The 16,990-nt window shown below is 41.9% G+C and carries 21 protein-coding genes; 16 read left to right on the top strand and 5 right to left on the bottom strand.

The genetic code is table 11. From position 1 onward, the window contains the following. Positions 1 to 98 precede the first annotated feature (98 nt). From HOP45_RS09315 to HOP45_RS09285, 7 genes are all read left to right on the top strand, one after another. Positions 99 to 482: a DUF302 domain-containing protein gene (locus tag HOP45_RS09315; RefSeq protein WP_181349007.1), complete on the top strand. Its 384-nt coding sequence runs from the start codon at positions 99 to 101 to the stop codon at positions 480 to 482. A 147-nt stretch (positions 483 to 629) separates the two neighbouring features. Continuing rightward, positions 630 to 887: a metal-sensitive transcriptional regulator gene (locus HOP45_RS09310; RefSeq protein WP_181349006.1), complete on the top strand. Its 258-nt coding sequence runs from the start codon at positions 630 to 632 to the stop codon at positions 885 to 887. Between the two features lie 62 nt (positions 888 to 949). Beyond that, positions 950 to 1,429 (top strand): DsrE/DsrF/DrsH-like family protein, encoded by a 480-nt coding sequence (locus HOP45_RS09305; protein ID WP_181349005.1) that lies wholly within the window; start codon positions 950 to 952, stop codon positions 1,427 to 1,429. A 63-nt stretch (positions 1,430 to 1,492) separates the two neighbouring features. Continuing rightward, complete coding sequence (locus HOP45_RS09300; RefSeq protein ID WP_181349004.1) at positions 1,493 to 1,720, top strand: sulfurtransferase TusA family protein; 228 nt, start codon at positions 1,493 to 1,495, stop codon at positions 1,718 to 1,720. 25 nt (positions 1,721 to 1,745) lie between these two features. Further along, positions 1,746 to 2,321, top strand: coding sequence for a sulfurtransferase TusA family protein (locus HOP45_RS09295; protein WP_181349003.1), 576 nt, complete (start codon positions 1,746 to 1,748; stop codon positions 2,319 to 2,321). A gap of 22 nt (positions 2,322 to 2,343) precedes the next feature. Then, entirely contained in the window at positions 2,344 to 3,477 is a 1,134-nt protein-coding gene (locus HOP45_RS09290) for an MBL fold metallo-hydrolase (protein WP_181349002.1), read from the top strand. A 212-nt stretch (positions 3,478 to 3,689) separates the two neighbouring features. Next, positions 3,690 to 4,475: a sulfite exporter TauE/SafE family protein gene (locus tag HOP45_RS09285; RefSeq protein WP_181349001.1), complete on the top strand. Its 786-nt coding sequence runs from the start codon at positions 3,690 to 3,692 to the stop codon at positions 4,473 to 4,475. Here HOP45_RS09285 and HOP45_RS09280 read toward each other — a convergent pair. Next, entirely contained in the window at positions 4,467 to 5,372 is a 906-nt protein-coding gene (locus tag HOP45_RS09280) for a DMT family transporter (protein ID WP_181349000.1), read from the bottom strand. The genes HOP45_RS09285 and HOP45_RS09280 overlap by 9 nt on opposite strands. A gap of 119 nt (positions 5,373 to 5,491) precedes the next feature. Between HOP45_RS09280 and HOP45_RS09275 the strand changes: the two genes are divergently transcribed. From HOP45_RS09275 to HOP45_RS09265, 3 genes are all read left to right on the top strand, one after another. Next, a complete protein-coding gene (locus tag HOP45_RS09275) occupies positions 5,492 to 5,896 on the top strand; it encodes a hypothetical protein (RefSeq protein WP_181348999.1) in 405 nt (134 codons plus the stop codon). A gap of 48 nt (positions 5,897 to 5,944) precedes the next feature. Next, positions 5,945 to 6,136 (top strand): PLDc N-terminal domain-containing protein, encoded by a 192-nt coding sequence (locus HOP45_RS09270; RefSeq protein WP_181348998.1) that lies wholly within the window; start codon positions 5,945 to 5,947, stop codon positions 6,134 to 6,136. Between the two features lie 167 nt (positions 6,137 to 6,303). Then, positions 6,304 to 7,212 carry a chemotaxis protein gene (locus HOP45_RS09265; RefSeq protein WP_181348997.1) on the top strand — a complete coding sequence of 303 codons (909 nt, stop codon included), beginning with the start codon at positions 6,304 to 6,306 and terminating at the stop codon, positions 7,210 to 7,212. 68 nt (positions 7,213 to 7,280) lie between these two features. Here HOP45_RS09265 and HOP45_RS09260 read toward each other — a convergent pair whose 3' ends face one another. The 3 genes from HOP45_RS09260 to HOP45_RS09250 all read right to left on the bottom strand — a co-directional run bounded on the left by HOP45_RS09260 (position 7,281) and on the right by HOP45_RS09250 (position 9,439). After that, positions 7,281 to 7,748 carry a YkyB family protein gene (locus tag HOP45_RS09260; protein ID WP_181348996.1) on the bottom strand — a complete coding sequence of 156 codons (468 nt, stop codon included), beginning with the start codon at positions 7,746 to 7,748 and terminating at the stop codon, positions 7,281 to 7,283. Between the two features lie 142 nt (positions 7,749 to 7,890). Next, positions 7,891 to 8,466 (bottom strand): SCO family protein, encoded by a 576-nt coding sequence (locus HOP45_RS09255; RefSeq protein WP_181348995.1) that lies wholly within the window; start codon positions 8,464 to 8,466, stop codon positions 7,891 to 7,893. A gap of 103 nt (positions 8,467 to 8,569) precedes the next feature. After that, the gene (locus tag HOP45_RS09250) at positions 8,570 to 9,439 is read right to left on the bottom strand and encodes a metallophosphoesterase (protein WP_370457991.1); all 870 of its coding nucleotides are present in this window, start codon (positions 9,437 to 9,439) and stop codon (positions 8,570 to 8,572) included. Between the two features lie 159 nt (positions 9,440 to 9,598). Here HOP45_RS09250 and fadH point away from each other — a divergent pair, with 159 nt between their 5' ends. Next, positions 9,599 to 10,369: a 2,4-dienoyl-CoA reductase gene (gene fadH, locus HOP45_RS09245; RefSeq protein ID WP_181348994.1), complete on the top strand. Its 771-nt coding sequence runs from the start codon at positions 9,599 to 9,601 to the stop codon at positions 10,367 to 10,369. A 72-nt stretch (positions 10,370 to 10,441) separates the two neighbouring features. On the opposite strand, the gene trhA is transcribed toward fadH, so the two are convergent. Next, positions 10,442 to 11,074 (bottom strand): PAQR family membrane homeostasis protein TrhA, encoded by a 633-nt coding sequence (trhA, locus tag HOP45_RS09240; RefSeq protein WP_255437567.1) that lies wholly within the window; start codon positions 11,072 to 11,074, stop codon positions 10,442 to 10,444. A gap of 205 nt (positions 11,075 to 11,279) precedes the next feature. On the opposite strand from trhA, the gene cbpB reads away from it, so the two are divergent. From cbpB to HOP45_RS09215, 5 genes are all read left to right on the top strand, one after another. Beyond that, positions 11,280 to 11,729: a cyclic-di-AMP-binding protein CbpB gene (gene cbpB / locus HOP45_RS09235; RefSeq protein WP_181348992.1), complete on the top strand. Its 450-nt coding sequence runs from the start codon at positions 11,280 to 11,282 to the stop codon at positions 11,727 to 11,729. Between the two features lie 77 nt (positions 11,730 to 11,806). Continuing rightward, positions 11,807 to 13,300, top strand: coding sequence for an MDR family MFS transporter (locus tag HOP45_RS09230; protein WP_181348991.1), 1,494 nt, complete (start codon positions 11,807 to 11,809; stop codon positions 13,298 to 13,300). 64 nt (positions 13,301 to 13,364) lie between these two features. Next, a complete protein-coding gene (dapD, locus tag HOP45_RS09225; RefSeq protein WP_181349201.1) occupies positions 13,365 to 14,084 on the top strand; it encodes a 2,3,4,5-tetrahydropyridine-2,6-dicarboxylate N-acetyltransferase in 720 nt (239 codons plus the stop codon). 59 nt (positions 14,085 to 14,143) lie between these two features. After that, the gene (locus HOP45_RS09220) at positions 14,144 to 15,259 is read left to right on the top strand and encodes an N-acetyldiaminopimelate deacetylase (protein ID WP_181348990.1); all 1,116 of its coding nucleotides are present in this window, start codon (positions 14,144 to 14,146) and stop codon (positions 15,257 to 15,259) included. A 218-nt stretch (positions 15,260 to 15,477) separates the two neighbouring features. After that, complete coding sequence (locus HOP45_RS09215) at positions 15,478 to 16,767, top strand: hemolysin family protein (RefSeq protein WP_181348989.1); 1,290 nt, start codon at positions 15,478 to 15,480, stop codon at positions 16,765 to 16,767. The last annotated feature ends 223 nt before the right edge of the window (positions 16,768 to 16,990 follow it).

Genomic DNA, 16,990 nt, shown 5'->3' with positions numbered 1-16,990 from the left:
GTGAAGATGATATGAATAAGTTTAAATTTAGTTTAATGGGATTACATTTATACCTTAGTGGGTATATAGTATACAGTTACTATTTAAGGAGGCTATTTATGTTCAATTACACAGTGGAGACGCACCAAAGCGTTGGAGAAGCGGTTTCCAGTTTAGAAGCAAGCTTGTCTGAAGCACACTTCGGCGTTTTATGGGATTTTGATGCAAAAGATACGCTTCATAAAAAAGGGCTGGAATTTGAACCGGAATATCGCATTTTAGAGGTGTGTAATCCGAAAGAAGCGCAACGTGTTTTAAATCAGAATCGTTTAGTCGGATATTTTTTACCGTGTAAAATCGTGGTCTATGAAGAAGGGGATCAAACGAAAATTGGAATGCCTAAGCCGACAGAATTAATCGGTCTAGTTGGAGATGACGTAGTATTAGAGATTGCCCGTGATATTGAAGAAAGGTTGATCCATTGTATTGAAGCTGCTTCCTGATGGTTTAAACATTATTTCAATCTGACCGTTCGTCTTTACTCCTCTCTTCATGTTTCAGTATGGTTGACATCATACCCGTAGGGGTATATTATGTATGGTGTAGCAATTTGCAAAGTCTAAATCTGCAAGAAAGGAGGGAGGAGGAAGATGAATTATACAAATGATATGAAAAACAGAGTTAAACGGATTGAAGGTCAGGTGCGGGGCATATTGAAAATGATGGAAGGTAACAGCGAATGCAAGGAATTAATTATGCAGCTTTCAGCATCACGAAGTGCCCTGGATCGAACGATTGGTTTAATCGTCGGTTCCAACCTTGCTGATTGTGTCCGAGAGTTTGATGATACCCAAGAGTCTGAGAAGTATATAAATGAAGCGGTCGATTTACTTATAAAAAGCCGCTAAAAAATTTTTTATTGCAAATATACCAGTGTGGGTATGTGTTTTTAGGTGGAAAGGATGTTCATATGACAGATACGAAAAAAACCAATATTATTTTATTCAGCGGGGAATATGACAAAGCAATGGCTGCTTATATCATTGCGAATGGAGCAGCAGCTTATGATCATGATGTTACAATCTTTCACACTTTCTGGGGGCTTAACGCCTTACGAAAAAGTGAAAAGATGCATCTCAAAAAAAATGTACTGGAACGAGCGTTCGCAAAAATGATGCCGAGAGGCGCTGACAAAATGGGAATTTCAAAGATGAATTTTGCAGGATTTGGTCCAAAGATGATTAAAGACGTCATTAAAAAGCATAATGCAGTCCCCTTACCGGAATTGATAGACATGGCTTTAGAGCAAGAAGTCAATCTAGTAGCCTGTACCATGACGATGGATTTACTAGGATTACAAGAAAGAGAGTTGCTTGACGGTATTGAATATGGTGGTGTAGCTGCTTATTTAGGAGAAGCGGAAGATGGTAATGTTAATTTGTTCATTTAATTTTTACTTTTTTTTTAATAAAATTAATACCCCGTACCGTATATAATGGAAAGGAGAACTACTATGAATATAGCAAAAGTACTTGATGCAAAAGGTGTTGCATGTCCCATGCCGCTTGTCAAAACGAAAAAGGCGATGAAGGAATTGCGTGCAGGAGAAGTGCTCGAAATTCACGCCACAGATAATGGAGCCAAAAGTGATCTTACCGCCTGGGCTAAATCAAGCGGTCATGACTTAATAGACAGTGATGAGGATGGCGGCGTGTTTAAATTCTGGATTCAAAAAGGTTAAAGCAGACAATGAAGGAGGCAGCGTGATGGAAATTAATGTGAATGACACGTTAGACACGAAAGGGATGGCGTGTCCCATGCCGATTGTTAAAACCAAGAAAGCATTAAACAGCATTGGTCATGGCCACGTAATCGAGGTGCTTGCTACAGATAGAGGGTCTACGGCTGATCTTAAAGCATGGGCTGATACCACCGGTCACCTTTATTTAGGAACGATTGAAGAAGGTGATGTCCTCAAGCATTACATTAGAAAAGGGGATGAATCTGAACCCTCTGACTCCGTAGCTCACCAGGATAGACTTAGCTTAGACGACCTTAGCACGAGAGTGACGAATGATGATCATGTTGTGCTTATTGATGTAAGAGAACATGCGGAGTTCGCATTTGGACACATCCCTGGCGCGGTAAATATACCCCTGGGTGAACTAGAAGATCGTTTGGATGAAGTATCTAAAGAATATGAGGTTTGTGTTATATGCCGTACAGGAAGCCGGAGTGATTTAGCTGCACAAAAATTGGCTTATCATGGCTATGCTCAAGTAAAAAATGTTGTGCCAGGCATGTCAGATTGGAACGGTCCAATAGAACAAGGCACGCAATAATGTAGTTGGAAGGAGTGTAATGATGGCTGTAGAAATAATAGATTCCGATGCATTGGCTAAAAAAATCATAAACAAATCAGATACGTTTATTTTAGATGTCAGAAATACAGAGGAATTCGAAGATTGGAAGATCGAAGGTGAGCATGTTCAGATTATGAACGAGCCTTATTTTAATTTGCTGGACGATGTCAGCGCCATAGAAGAGAAGATTTCAAAAAATCAAGAGGTTATAGTCGTTTGTGCTAAGGGCGGTTCATCTCAACTGGTAGGGGAGCTGCTTGATGATGCTGGTTTCACAAATGTCTTCTCTCTGGAAGGTGGCATGAAAGCCTGGAGTGAACATTTAGAGCCGGTTAAAATTGCTGACTTGAAGGGAGGAGGAGAGTTGTTTCAATTCGTACGACTTGGAAAAGGGTGCCTCTCCTATTTTATTTCCTCAGAAGGTGAAGCAGCAGTTATTGATCCTAGTCGTATGATAGACGTTTATCAAAAGTTTGCAGAAGAGAGAAATGTTCAAATCACCCACATTATTGATACCCATCTTCATGCTGATCACATTTCTGGCGGGAAGAGTTTAGCTGATGAAGTAAATGGTACGTATTACCTCCCACCTGGTGATGCCACAGATGTAACATATAGGTTTGAAGCACTTGAGGAGAGGAGTCAAATCCAAGTAGGATCCGCCACTGTCAATGTCCAACCCATTTATTCACCTGGTCATACACCTGGCAGTACGTCTCTCATTATAGATGAGGCCTATTTGCTAACGGGGGATATTCTTTTTGTTGCATCTATTGGTCGGCCTGATTTGGCAGGGAAAGCAGATGCGTGGGCGGTTGATTTACAAGAGACGTTATTTCAACGATTTATACGGCTACCTGAAGAATTGCTCGTATTGCCAGCTCACTATGCGTTTGTTAAAGAATTAAAGACAGGCGGGGAGGTATCAGCCCCCTTAGGAAAACTATATGAGAAAAACCCGGGATTACAATTAGAGGATGAACGAGAATTCAGGCGAATGCTGACAGAAAATTTACCTCAGCAGCCCAATGCTTACGATAAAATCCGACAAACAAACATGGGCAAATTTGTCCCGGATCATCAGGAAAAAAACGATATGGAATTGGGACCAAACCGATGCGCCATCCATGAATAACATGATGGTAAAAATCAATCTGATTTTACGTTGTTGTTGATCGATCATAAAATTATTTTCCACTTATTGAATAGGGGTGAGGAAGCGTCTGTTTTCCGCCCCTTGACCTATTGGGGGGACTTATACATTTATGGGTTCCCCTATTTTATAAAGAGCAATTTAATTAAAGAGCACCCATGTCCGGGTGCTCGTTGTAGAGAAGGTGATAATAGATGGACTATGACATTTTTTTCATACTCATCATATTTCTTATCGGTTTTGCCGGATCATTTGTATCAGGGATGGTCGGGATTGGCGGGTCCATTATTAAGTACCCGATGTTGCTCTATATTCCTTCCATCGTAGGTATGACTGCATTTACGGCACATCAAGTTTCAGGCATTAGTGCTATCCAAGTTCTTTTCGCAACGATCGGCGGAGTATGGGCTTACCGAAAAGGCGGGTACTTGAATAAGTCGTTAATCCTATATATGGGTATCAATATTTTGATTGGCAGTTTTATTGGAGGATATGGATCACAATTCATGTCAGATAGTGGTGTCAATTTGGTTTATGGTGTTATGGCCTTGATAGCTGCAGTAATGATGGTCATACCTAAAAAGGGGAGTGACGACCAATCGCTTGAGGCTGTAACGTTTAATAAGTGGATAGCGTCTATAGCTGCCTTATTAGTTGGAGTCGGCGCAGGTATAGTAGGGGCTGCCGGGGCATTCATATTGGTTCCTATTATGCTGCTAGTATTAAAAATTCCCACTCGCATGACCATAGCTTCTTCTTTAGCGATTACGTTTATCTCCTCAATCGGGTCGACAACGGGTAAAGTCTTAACCGGTCAGATTCTATACATGCCGGCTGCCATTATGATCATAGCAAGCTTGATTGCCTCGCCTTTAGGTGTGCATGTCGGGAAGCGGGTCCCGACTAAAGCGTTGCAAATGATATTGGCTCTGTTAATTTTAGGAACTGCCCTCAAAATCTGGCTTGATCTATTAACATGAGGCTTCCTGTGGGACGTTGTTGATCTGGGGCCGACGTCGGCGGGCAATTAGAATGACAGCACTGATGATGAACGCCATTCCTACAGCTTGCCAGATCGAAAAGGCCTCATTAAAAATAAACATTCCAATCATCGTAGCCACCACAGGCTCAATGGTACTCAAAATGGAGGCAGAGGATGCTTCCATTTTTTCAAGACCGTTCGTATAAAGGATATAAGCCAGAGCAGTAGGTAGGATACCTAAGCCGAGTGCATACATTAAGCTATCACTGCTGATGATGACGGACCATTTTTCTGCAAATGGGAAAAAAGGCAACAACGAAACGGCAGCTATTAAGAATGTATAGAAGGTAATGGTAAATGTCGAATAATGATTCTGAGCATATTTAGAAAAAATGCTGTAAAAACCATACCCCAATCCAGCACCCAAGCCAAGCAAAACCCCTTTAAATGAATAACTGATACTCGATGGAGGAAAAGCGCCAACAGCAAATGTAACACCAGTTAATGTCAGGGCCAACGCTAATATTTTTCTTACCGTTAATGATTCTTTGAAGAGTATAGCTGAGAAAATGAGGACAAAAGCAGGTCCTGTGTACAATAAGGAGGTGGCGACAGGGATCGTGGTGATTGACATGCTGGCAAATAAGCAATAATTAAAAAACACGATGCTGCCAATGCCTGTCCCAATAAAAAAAACCACATGCTTCAATTGCTTTATCTTTAATGCAGAGCGATCCCGACTGGTGATATAAAGGCTCAAGAAGAACCAGGCAAATGTGACGCGTAACGTCACGATTTCCATAGGTGAAAATCCTTTGGCTTCTAAACCCCGAACATACCACCCGATGGTTCCCCATAGGGCCGCTCCTGCTATAACTGAAATGATCCATCTCATCCTGTCTTCCTCCCTTATGGGGGTGATTATACCAGAGATGAGGGTCAATAAGTAAACGAAATCTGTAAGTTTAAACGATCCGCCCTCTTGCCATAATGGTAGGTAAAGGTGGTGTTAATATGGGTGATTTGGTTGATTTCAGTGTGTTAAAGTCAAATATGAGCTGGCTGAATCACGATTATTTACGTATTATTGGAGTTGAGCCTGTATATGTTCAGTTTACTCTGATTCTAGTGCTCATGCTTTGTTTGCTTTGGATAGGGAAGCCTGTAATCCGTTGGTTTATGCATATGGAGTGGTCCATGTTGCTTAATTACGTTTTGACAAGTTTAGTCGTACTTGTGTTTTTATTGGTAATGGACGGGTTTCTTGAAGCTCAATCAGGAAGTGAACGCGAACATTTTTGGCCTATAAACTTAATGGCCATTGCGATATCTGGTGCGTGTTATATATTCTGGCATTTCATACAACGCTTCATGTTTAAGAGCTCTAAACATGCAAAATCAGGTATTCAACATAAGTGAAACGTGTAGCCTTCCATTTGCGTAGAATCCTAATAAGAGGTGATGCAAATGGAATGGATTTTTATTTTTCTTTTAGGCGGATTTATTCTGTTTTTATTGAATATTATCACGAGCATATGGGCTTATCGAGATGCCAAACGTAGCGGTAAAAGCCCAGAATATGCCTTGATTGTATTGATTGCTACGATTGTTTTTCCGATAGTCGGGTTGATCGTGTATATCATTATTCGTAATGACTAATGTAATGGCTTGTTTCAAACAACCGCGCCATGGCTTCCAAGAGCCTGTCTGCCCGGGGCACTGTTTGAGGCAAGCTTTTTTTAATGTTTACGAAAACTTGCCGATATATAATAAAGCGAGTCATCGGGAAAAACAATAATTGTTAAGAGAAATGAGGAAACTTTGGTATGGATAGCAGTGAAGGCATTTTACTTGAGAGTGGTACAAATGAACTGGAAATAGTTGAATTTGGAGTAGCTGATCATTGTCTTGGTATCAATGTGATAAAAGTAAAAGAAATATTGAATGTTAGACCGGTAACAACGATCCCCCATACCCATGCTTCTGTTGAAGGGGTTATCGATGTGAGAGGAGAAGTGATTCCGGTAATCGATATGGCTCGGGTGTTAAACCGGCATGAAGAGAATAGATCAGAAACGCAACGTAAATTTATATTAACAGAATTTAATCAAATGAAAGTTATTTTCCACGTCGATTACGTCAATCGAATCCGCCGTTTTAAATGGGAAGACATAAAAAAACCTGATGATATGTACCAGGGGGTAGCTGCACGTACGACAGGGGTTATTAGGACAGAGGAAGAATTGGTCCTGTTACTTGATTTTGAACACATAATAGCTGCCATTCATCCAGGGTCGCGGCTGCAAATCGGAAATATCCAGGCTGACGAGGATCGGGAACGTTCACTGAAACGCATCTTAATTGCGGAAGATTCTGAGTTCCTGCGTTCCTTGCTGAAAGAAACGTTGCAAGAGGCAGGTTATCTACACTTAGACATAAAAACGGACGGGAAGCAGGCTTTAGACCATTTACATGCCTGCCTTGATAAAGGGGGAGACATTGTAGATGAGTATCAACTTATCATAACAGATATTGAGATGCCTCAAATGGATGGGCATCATTTAACGTACCGCATCAAAAACACCCCTTCGTTACAAGCCTTACCTGTTATAATTTTTTCATCGCTTATTACGGAAGATTTGATTCATAAAGGAAAAAAGGTGGGTGCTGATGGTCAAGTTTCAAAACCAGATATCGAGGAATTGGTGAAGATGGTTGACGACACGATTCTGTAACAGACAAGGCTCCTTATTTAAGATAGGAGGGGCCTTGTCTGCTTTCACTATTTTGTGACTATTACGCGCTATCTTGTCCGCTTCCCACGGTTATTCCACGGTGATACATTCATGCGTCCCAACATGGAAGGCTGACTATAATAATTGTTATAAGTAGATTGAGGTGCTTTCCAGTTTAAATAGTGGTAGAGAGTTTTTTTTGCACGTGACAACGATAGTTTCGGTTTTGGATTGCGGAAATTTTGATCGACTTTTCCTAAGTGTTTAACTTGCTGGAAATCTTTTTTATCGGCTGGGACATGAAAATAATAGTTGCCCACCTGGATTAGAAGCGTAGAGTGCTGCTGACTCTTCTTAGGGTGTTCAGAATAATGCAAGCCGATTTTTTTTGCGCGACTTTCTCGGAGGAGTTTTTGGATGGTGTATTTCTTTAAATCATATAGATGTTTGGGCTCAAGTGCGGTTTTGGCGTGCCGATTGACTATGAACAAGGATTCGGCCAGCTCCTGGTTCGTTACGGTCTGTTTTTCTTTCACTGTTATCCCCCCTTTAAATTGCGTCGTTTATGTGATCAAAAGCTGTACTGAAAATTGAATGTGTGTTGAATGTCTTTTACCACGAGACAGGGAACGGTCTCCCAACAATATGGCCAAGGAACTCGGAATTTTAACCGGCGTATTATTGCACTTGATTCAAATCATCTACAATGTTCTGCATTTCTTCAGCTTCTTGTCCATTGTAACGTTTGATGACCTCTCCTTCAGGGTTAATCAAGTAAAAACTTGTTCCATGAAACATCTGATCAGATGTTTCATCTTTTTCTAAAGGTGATTGGAATGACTTAATCGAAAATTCTTTTATGTCTTTAAACGAATACCCCGTCACAAAATCCCACATCTCGTAATCCGGCTGATAGGGCTCAGCAAATTGCTTTAGCTGTTTTGGCGTATCGCGTTCAGGGTCCACACTGAACGAAACGAGTTTCGCATCGAGATTTTCGTCTTTGATCAGTTGCTGCAACCGTGACATATTTCCTGTCATAGGCGGGCAGACTGTGTTGCAATTCGTGAAGATAAAATCAGCAATAACGTATTCGCCTTGTATATGCTCTTTAATGTTTATGGGTTCGTCGCTTTGATTGGTAGCTTTTAATGAATGAACCTCTCTTGACATGTTGCTATCAATCTTGGAACCGCAGGCCGATAAGAATGCGATCAGCAATACTACCGTACCTAAAAAAAATTGACGTGTCATAGTGGGGTGTTTCCTCCATCATCGTTAATCCTCAAGCTTATTTTAACATGAAAGTGTGCAGGCATGGGGAAAGATCGTAGAGCGTCACAAAATTGTAAGCACATTATGCGCCCCCTTTGCTTAGTTGATAGATATTGATTTCTGGTCGACAGAGCAGTCGATAAGGGAGCCGTGTAGTTCCGATACCGCGTGTAACATATAAATTCAACGGATAATCGCCAACAGTATAGTGCCCCTCCACGTATTTTTCCGCATAAGGAGGGGTGATGAGGTATCCAAGTAAGGGAATCTGTATTTGCCCGCCATGGCTGTGTCCAGAAAGTTGAACATCGACAGGATACCTTTGGACTTTGTCAGCGTAATCAGGTTCATGAACCATTAGCAGATGAAATCGTTCCTCATTGCTCTCGCGCAGTGCTTGTTCGATATCGGGCTGACCGAGCATGACATCATCCAGCCCTGCCAACGTGATTTCTTCACCGTTACGTGCTATCGATGTTTGTTCATTTTGCAGCAATTTAAAACCGCTCTCTTGCATCACAGCCTTCACTTTTTGTGTGCCATATCCTCCGTGATCATGGTTGCCATAGATCCAGTATTTCCCGTGAGGTGCATGTAGTAGACTGAGAATTGAGACGAGTCGCGCGTTTTGCCAGTTATACGATTGTGGTTCATCGACAAGATCCCCTGTAAACAAGATGAGATCAGGTTCCAGTTGATTGATTTTTTCAGCTAATTTCTTTAGCTGATCTAAATTATAATGAAATCCGAGGTGTGTATCGGAAAATTGAATAATTTTAAACCCTTCAAAAGAGTCGGGAATGTTAGCTTTGCTAATGACTGTATCTTGAACCGTCAAAAGATCCGGTTCAATGTAACGAGCGTAATAGTAAGTACCTCCACTTAATCCGATGAAGGTGAGGAAGCTGCCAAAGATTTTTTTCAGGAAACTTCGTCTCGACATTTTCTTCATAAGAATATCCTTTCTTGCCGTCTATTAATTCAACATTATATCACGTTAGGAATACGCTCCGATGATAGAAATAAGGAAGAGTTATGACAATTTATTTAAAATGAACAGGAATTCATTTTTCTATCTTGAATGTAATAGGGAGTGAAGGAGGTTATAATGATGGAAAATAAAGTTGTAATTGTTACAGGTGGTTCGAGTGGAATGGGAAAATACATGGCAAAGCAATTTGTTCAAGAAGGTGCTTCTGTGGTCATTACGGGCCGAAATCAGGAACGACTGAGCAAAGCTAAATCAGAGATAGGTGAAGGCTTTGATGAGAGTCGCATCTTGACGATTGTCATGGACGTACGAAATATAGAAGACGTCGAACGGATGGTAAAAGAAACAGATCAGGCGTTCGGACAAATTGATGCGTTAGTGAACAATGCTGCCGGAAATTTTATATCGCCTGCAGAAAAACTGACAGCAAACGGTTGGAAATCTGTAATTGATATTGTGTTAAATGGAACATTCTATTGCAGTCATGCTGTAGGCAATTATTGGATCTCACAAAATAAGAAAGGCTCCATATTAAATATGGTAGCGACATATGCTTGGAATGCGGGGGCTGGCGTGATTCATTCGGCATCCGCTAAAGCGGGCGTGCTTGCGATGACCCGAACGTTAGCAGTTGAATGGGGAACGAAATATGGCATACGGGCAAATGCCATTGCCCCCGGTCCCATCAACAGGACAGGGGGAGCGGACAAACTATTTCAATCAGAAGAAGCCACAGAACGCACGTTAAACTCGGTACCGCTGCAACGGTTGGGTGAACCTGAAGAAATAGCTGAATTGGCGAGTTTTATATTATCGGAGAAGGCGTCATACATGAACGGTGAAGTCGTAACCCTTGATGGCGGCCAATGGTTGAATAAATTCCCGTTTTAACTGGGCTTGGCCAATGTGAATTAAGGCATGGATCTTTCATTAGAAAGACCATGCTTTTTTTCGTGTAGTCTTTTATATAACGTGAAAAAAGATGAAACAAAAATGGAGGAGAGAGCCTCCAAGTACAAATAAATGCCATACCATATGATGAAAGGGAAAGCTCCGCCACACATAAAAGATGGCTCCGACCGTATAGAAAAGGCCGCCAATCACCAAATAAGTCACGCCGGTTGAACTGATTTGGGCTGTTATGGGCCCCCAGGCTAATACGACTAGCCAGCCCATCAACACATAAAATAAGGTGGAGAGGACGACAAATCGTTTAACGAAAAAAACTTTGAAGATAATTCCTACTACGGCAATTCCCCATACCACACCAAATAAAGTCCAGGAAAGCGGACTCCGTATGGAAACGAGCAAGATAGGTGTGTAAGTCCCGGCAATAAATAAATAGATTGCCGAATGATCGAATATCTCAAAGAGATCCTTCAGTTTACCAGCTGGAAAACTGTGGACTAACGTAGACGAAACAAACATCACCAGCATGGTCGTACCATAAATGCTGACCGATACGATATGCCAGATGTTACCGTGTAAGCTTGTGAAAACAATTAAAATTACAAGAGCAACGAGGCTTAGTAAGGCACCTATGCCATGTGTAATAGCATTAGCTATTTCTTCTTTTTTTGTGAACGTATGGGTCATTATTTTCATCAGCCCCAGTTGATTTTGTGATTATTATATCGTTTCAGCTCAAAAGATAAAAGTAATACCTTCAGTCCCTCCTATTCTAATCCAATATTTGTATATGAGGAGGTTTGTTAATAGTGAATCGATCGGTTTTGTGTTAAAATAACGTTGGTTTTCATTTAAACCTTTACGGTGACAAGTTAGAAAAGGAGTGGTCACCATGATTAGTTTACAACGTGAAAAGTTAGCTAAAATGACAGTTAGTGAATTGATGTTTCCTTCTGATAAAGTAGTTCATGTGCAAGTAGGGAACCCGTTGGATCACGCTTTACTTGTACTCGTGAAAACGGGTTATTCTTCAGTGCCTGTAGTTGATACGTCCAATATATTCCAAGGTATCATCAGTAAAAGCATGATTCTTGAAGAAACATTAGGTGTGGAACAATTTGAACTTGATCGACTATCTGCCTTACAGGTCAGCGAGGTTATGAATACAAATGTGCCGTGCTTAAGCCCGGACGCATCAGTCCTGGATGGACTTAAAAAAGTGATAGATCATCCTTTTATTTGTGTAACGGATAAAACGGGTTATTTTGATGGTATATTGACAAGAAGAGCAATGTTGAAACAATTGAACAAAGAAATGTATACCACTCAGGCCACGAATTGATATCTGACGTTAGCAAGCTCATGAGACCTTCACTTACTCTCGACACGTCATGATATACAACTAAAGGAGAAAGGTGAATGGATGGCCAGTCTTCTGAAGATGTAAAACATTTGAATCGGCCGCTAATTCTGGCTTCCATCATGCTTGCCATGTTTTTAGCAGCCATCGAGGCTACAATTGTTTCTACTGCCATGCCTAGTATTGTTGCAGACTTAGGCGGGTTCAGTCTGTACAGTTGGGTTTTTTCAGCATATCTATTAACAAATGCTGCAACAGTCCTTATTTTCGGTAAGCTCTCTGATGTTTTTGGGAGAAAGCCTATTTTCTTGATGGGAATCATGTTGTTTATGCTAGGTGCTGCGCTTTGTGCCTTGTCTGTATCAATGAACATGCTCATTGTGGCCCGTCTTGTCCAGGGGTTAGGTGCAGGGGCGCTGATGCCGATTGCTACGACCATCGTGGGAGATATATATAACAAAGAAGAAAGGGCGAAGGTACAGGGATACTTATCAAGTGTTTGGGGGATCTCTGCAGTCTCAGGTCCAGCGCTCGGCGGTTTTTTTGTTGATGTCTTAAGTTGGCCATATGTATTTTGGCTTAATGTGCCGTTGGGGTTGTTGGCGTTAGCAGGGGTTACTATATTTTTCAAGGAAGATATTATAAAACAGCACCATAAACTTGATTTTATCGGTCCTATCTGGCTGATACTAGGCGTGAGTACGTTCATGCTGATTCTTGTAGAGGGCGGGACCAGAATTTCCTGGATGTCGTGGCCTATGCTATGCTTGGTTGTTTGCGCATGTGTCGGGACGACAGCTTTTGTTCTGCGGCAATTTCACACCTCATCCCCTATGATGCCACTCTATATATGGAAGCATCGTTCCATTGCCATAGCCAACGTGACTTCAATGGTGACGGGTATGATCCTGATTGGGGTATCTAGTTATCTCCCTGCATTTGTACAGGGAGTCATGGAACGATCTGCTACAGTCGCAGGATTTACCTTGACGGCTATGTCCATCGGGTGGCCGATTGCTTCTACGGTGGCAGGCCGATTGCTGCTGAGAATCGGCTTCAGGGCTACTTCTATGATAGGTGGCGTTTCCCTAGTACTCGGCGGTATTGTATTTACAACACTAAGTCCGGGACATGGGCCATTGTGGGCGGCAGCAGGCTCTTTTTTCATTGGAATTGGAATGGGCTTGTCTACTACGTCATTCATCGTATCGATTCAAAGTACAGTGAGCTGGCAAATGCGCGGGATTGCCACAGCAGCTAATATGTTCATGCGTACGTTGGGGAGCGCATTAGGCGCAGCGCTTCTTGGGGGAATCTTGAATGCTAACATTCAAGAAGATATTGAAGCATCGGATTTGGACAACGAATTCACGGTGGATTCTATCAATATCCTGTTAAAGGCTTCAAGTCGTCATGATTTAGGAGAAGAGGCCACACATGTATTGCAGAGTGCGTTAACCTCAGGTCTTCATGTCGTCTATTGGGGCATCCTCGTATTAGCGATTGTATCGATGCTCTTAATCCGTTTGCTGCCTAGAGGGAAACATATATAATTTCTTGTCATGCGAAACCTGCTTTGATACAGTATAGAAAGCTTCTATATTACATAAGAGGAGGATCAAGATGATGGATGCAAATGAAATTATTTCATTTATTTCAAATAGTGAAAAGTCAACTCCCGTAAAGGTTTACGTGAAAGGGAATCAATTGAAAGACATCGATTTCGGTGCCGGGGTGCAAGATTTCGTCGAGCAGAATTCCGGTGTGTTGTTTGGAGAATGGAAGACCGTTCAACCCATATTGGAGCAAAACAAAGACAAGATTGAAGATTACGTTATTGAAAATGACCGCAGGAATTCTGCGATTCCTTTACTCGACTTGAAAAACGTCAACGCCCGGATTGAACCAGGTGCTGTTATTCGTGATCAAGTGGAAATTGGTGACGGTGCCGTGATTATGCTCGGTGCTATGATTAATATTGGTTCAGTCGTAGGCAAGGGCACAATGATTGACATGAACGTGGTTCTTGGCGGACGAGCCACAGTCGGCGACAATTGCCACATTGGTGCCGGGACTGTTTTAGCAGGTGTAATTGAACCACCTTCTGCCCAGCCGGTTGTTATCGAAGACGGCGTTGTCATTGGTGCTAATGTGGTAGTGTTAGAAGGTGTAACAGTTGGTGAAGGTGCCGTGGTGGCGGCTGGTTCAATCGTTACAGAAGATGTTGCGCCTAACACGTTGGTGGCTGGTACGCCCGCCAAGAAAATCAAAGATATTGACGACCAGACGAAATCAAAAACAGAGATCAAACAAGAGCTTCGTAAACTGGATAATTAAACGGATTTGGCCTTGCTTAAAAAAGCAAGGCCTTTTCATACTGAGAAGGAGGCTAATTAATGAAAGAATTAAATTTAATTGAGCTGCGCCGCGCCTTGCATCAGATACCTGAATTAGGATTTGAAGAACATGAAACCCATCGCTTCCTCATGGAACGCATTCGTGAACTCCCGCAAGAATCCTTAACGGTTAAAACATGGAAAACAGGCATCTTTGTCCATGTCAAAGGGCGTTCGCCAACGAAGACAATCGGGTATCGGACAGATATAGATGGTCTCCCGATCCAAGAAAAAACAGATTATTCTTTCCAATCTAACAACAAAGGAAAGATGCACGCTTGCGGCCACGACTTTCATATGACCATTGCCCTCGGAGCTTTGACTAAGCTCGCTCACGAACCGGCTGATGACGATATACTCTTTATTTTTCAGCCTGCAGAAGAAGGGCCTGGCGGGGCCGAACCTATGCTCAACAGTGACATTATGCAAGAGTGGAGACCAGATATAATCTTCGCTCTTCATATTGCCCCTGAACTTCCCGTTGGGCGTGTTTCGTCAAAACCGGGCCTCTTATTTGCTAACACAAGCGAATTATTTGTGGATCTGACCGGAAAGGGCGGACATGCAGCCTATCCTCACCTTACGCACGATATGGTTACGGCTGCTAGTTACCTTGTGACCCACTTGCAACAGATCGTAGCTCGAAGGGTCGACCCTTTAGATAGTGCAGTGTTAACTGTCGGCAAGATTTCAGGTGGGACTGTGCAAAATATTATTTCCGAACATGCCAGGCTAGAAGGTACGATCCGGACTATGTCCCAAACCAGTATGCAGCAAGTCAAGCAGCATATCGAAAATGTGACGCACGGAATTGAAATTGCGCACGATTGTCAAGCTACAGTAGAGTATGGTTCTAATTATTATCAGGTTTATAATGATGCCACTTTAGTAGAACAATTCAGAGACTTATCGGCTCAGGTGGGTGCGTTTTATCAAGAAGCTTCTGCAGCGATGACAGGTGAAGACTTCGGATACATGCTGAAAGACATTCCCGGTTTCATGTTTTGGTTAGGGGTGGAGTCAGAAACTGGTCTCCATACAGCTACGTTAATGCCTGATGAACAGGCACTTTCAACCGGTGTTGATGTGGTGAACCACACACTTAGAAATCTTTAAGCTTGAATGAATACGAACCCGTTTAACGTTTACAATAAACGGGCGACCTCTAACTTTTTTTCTTGAAATACGTTCGAGTGTCAAAAGTTAAGGGAATACCTTTATTAGATTACAACCAGACAGACTTAATCGTGTGTTTCGTCATCGATTGCTCAGGCATTTTATTAGATGGCTAATGGCGACTTTTTAGAAACGTAATGGGGGAGAGAAAAGTATTTATGGAAATAACTGTAAAATTATTGGCTGTGGCCGCACTCATCCTACTGACAGCTTTTTTTGTGGCAAGTGAATTTGCCATTGTCAAAGTACGGAAAACAAAAATGCAATCTAAAGCATCCGAAGGTGATCCGAAAGCCCAAAAAGTGCTGGATATTACAAGTAATCTAGATTATTACTTGTCAGCCTGCCAGCTCGGGATTACGATTACTGCGTTGGGATTAGGTTGGTTAGGCGAACCTACATTAGAAGTCTTATTGCATCCAGCTTTGGAACCATTGAATTTGCCCGAGGCTGTCAGTCATATGATCTCATTCGGTTTGGCCTTTTTCATTATTACATTTTTACACGTGGTATTAGGGGAACTCGCTCCAAAGACATTGGCTATTCAAAAAGCGGAGTCCATTACATTACTGCTTGCACGTCCCTTAATACTGTATAGTAAGTTAATGTATCCGCTTATTTGGCTGCTGAATGGTTCTGCGAATGTTTTTGTCCGATTAGCTGGTTTTCAAACGGCGAAGGAAACAGAGGAAGTGCATTCTGAAGAGGAATTGCGCCATATTCTGACGCACAGCTATCAAAAAGGTGAAATCAACCGTTCAGAATACACCTATGTTGACAGAATTTTTGAATTTGATAATCGGACGGCAAAAGAAGTGATGATCCCCCGCACTGAAATGTCAGTCATCGATGTTCATACGCCAATACAAGCTATTATCCGTTATATGAAACAAGAACGGTTCACCCGTTATCCGGTCGTTGATGATGATAAAGATCATGTTCTTGGAGTCATTCATATGAAAGAATTCTTTTATGATGATATCGAGCCTAGCGGAAGTGTGAGGTCGTTTATTCGGCCTGTTATGAAAGTGTTTGAAAATGTTCCGGTTCATGACTTATTAGTGCGGATGCAGAAAGAAAGAACACACATGGCGATTCTGATCGATGAATACGGTGGGACGTCAGGACTTGTCACGATCGAAGACATCCTCGAGGAAATCGTAGGAGAAATTAGAGATGAATTCGATCACGAGGAAGAGAGGTCGATTAAACGCTTAAAAAATGGTCATTTCCTATTGGAAGGAAAAATTGCCATTCAAGACGTCAATGAATTTTTTGATATCTCATTGAGAAATGAGGATGTGGATACGATCTCAGGCTGGATTTTCATGCATGACATCGATGCAAGTGAAGGGACCGTTGTCAGCCACAATGATCTGATGTTCAAAATTGTCGATATGGAAAATAGCCAAATTAAAAAAGTGGAAGCATGGAATGAAGCTCATTAAAAGAGTTTGGGGCATAAGTTTTACCCGGAATATTCCCTCTCCACCTTAGAAAATGTTATAGAGCGCCTTACTAAATGAGAGTGGGACATAAGTAAAAGAGAAGTTTTAAAAAACGAACATTGAAAATGGATATGAATTCAATAATGTTCATGAGCGTAGTCAAAACACGTAGACTCCTATGGGAACAGCGCGAGCCGAAGATCCCGCAGGAAAGCGTTCTTTG

It is taken from the genome of Thalassobacillus sp. CUG 92003, assembly GCF_013618635.1.
Taxonomy (GTDB): Bacteria; Bacillota; Bacilli; order Bacillales; family Halobacillaceae; genus CUG-92003.
The sequence above is the reverse complement of the archived record's forward strand: the minus strand, read 5'-3'. Positions and strand labels throughout refer to the sequence as shown.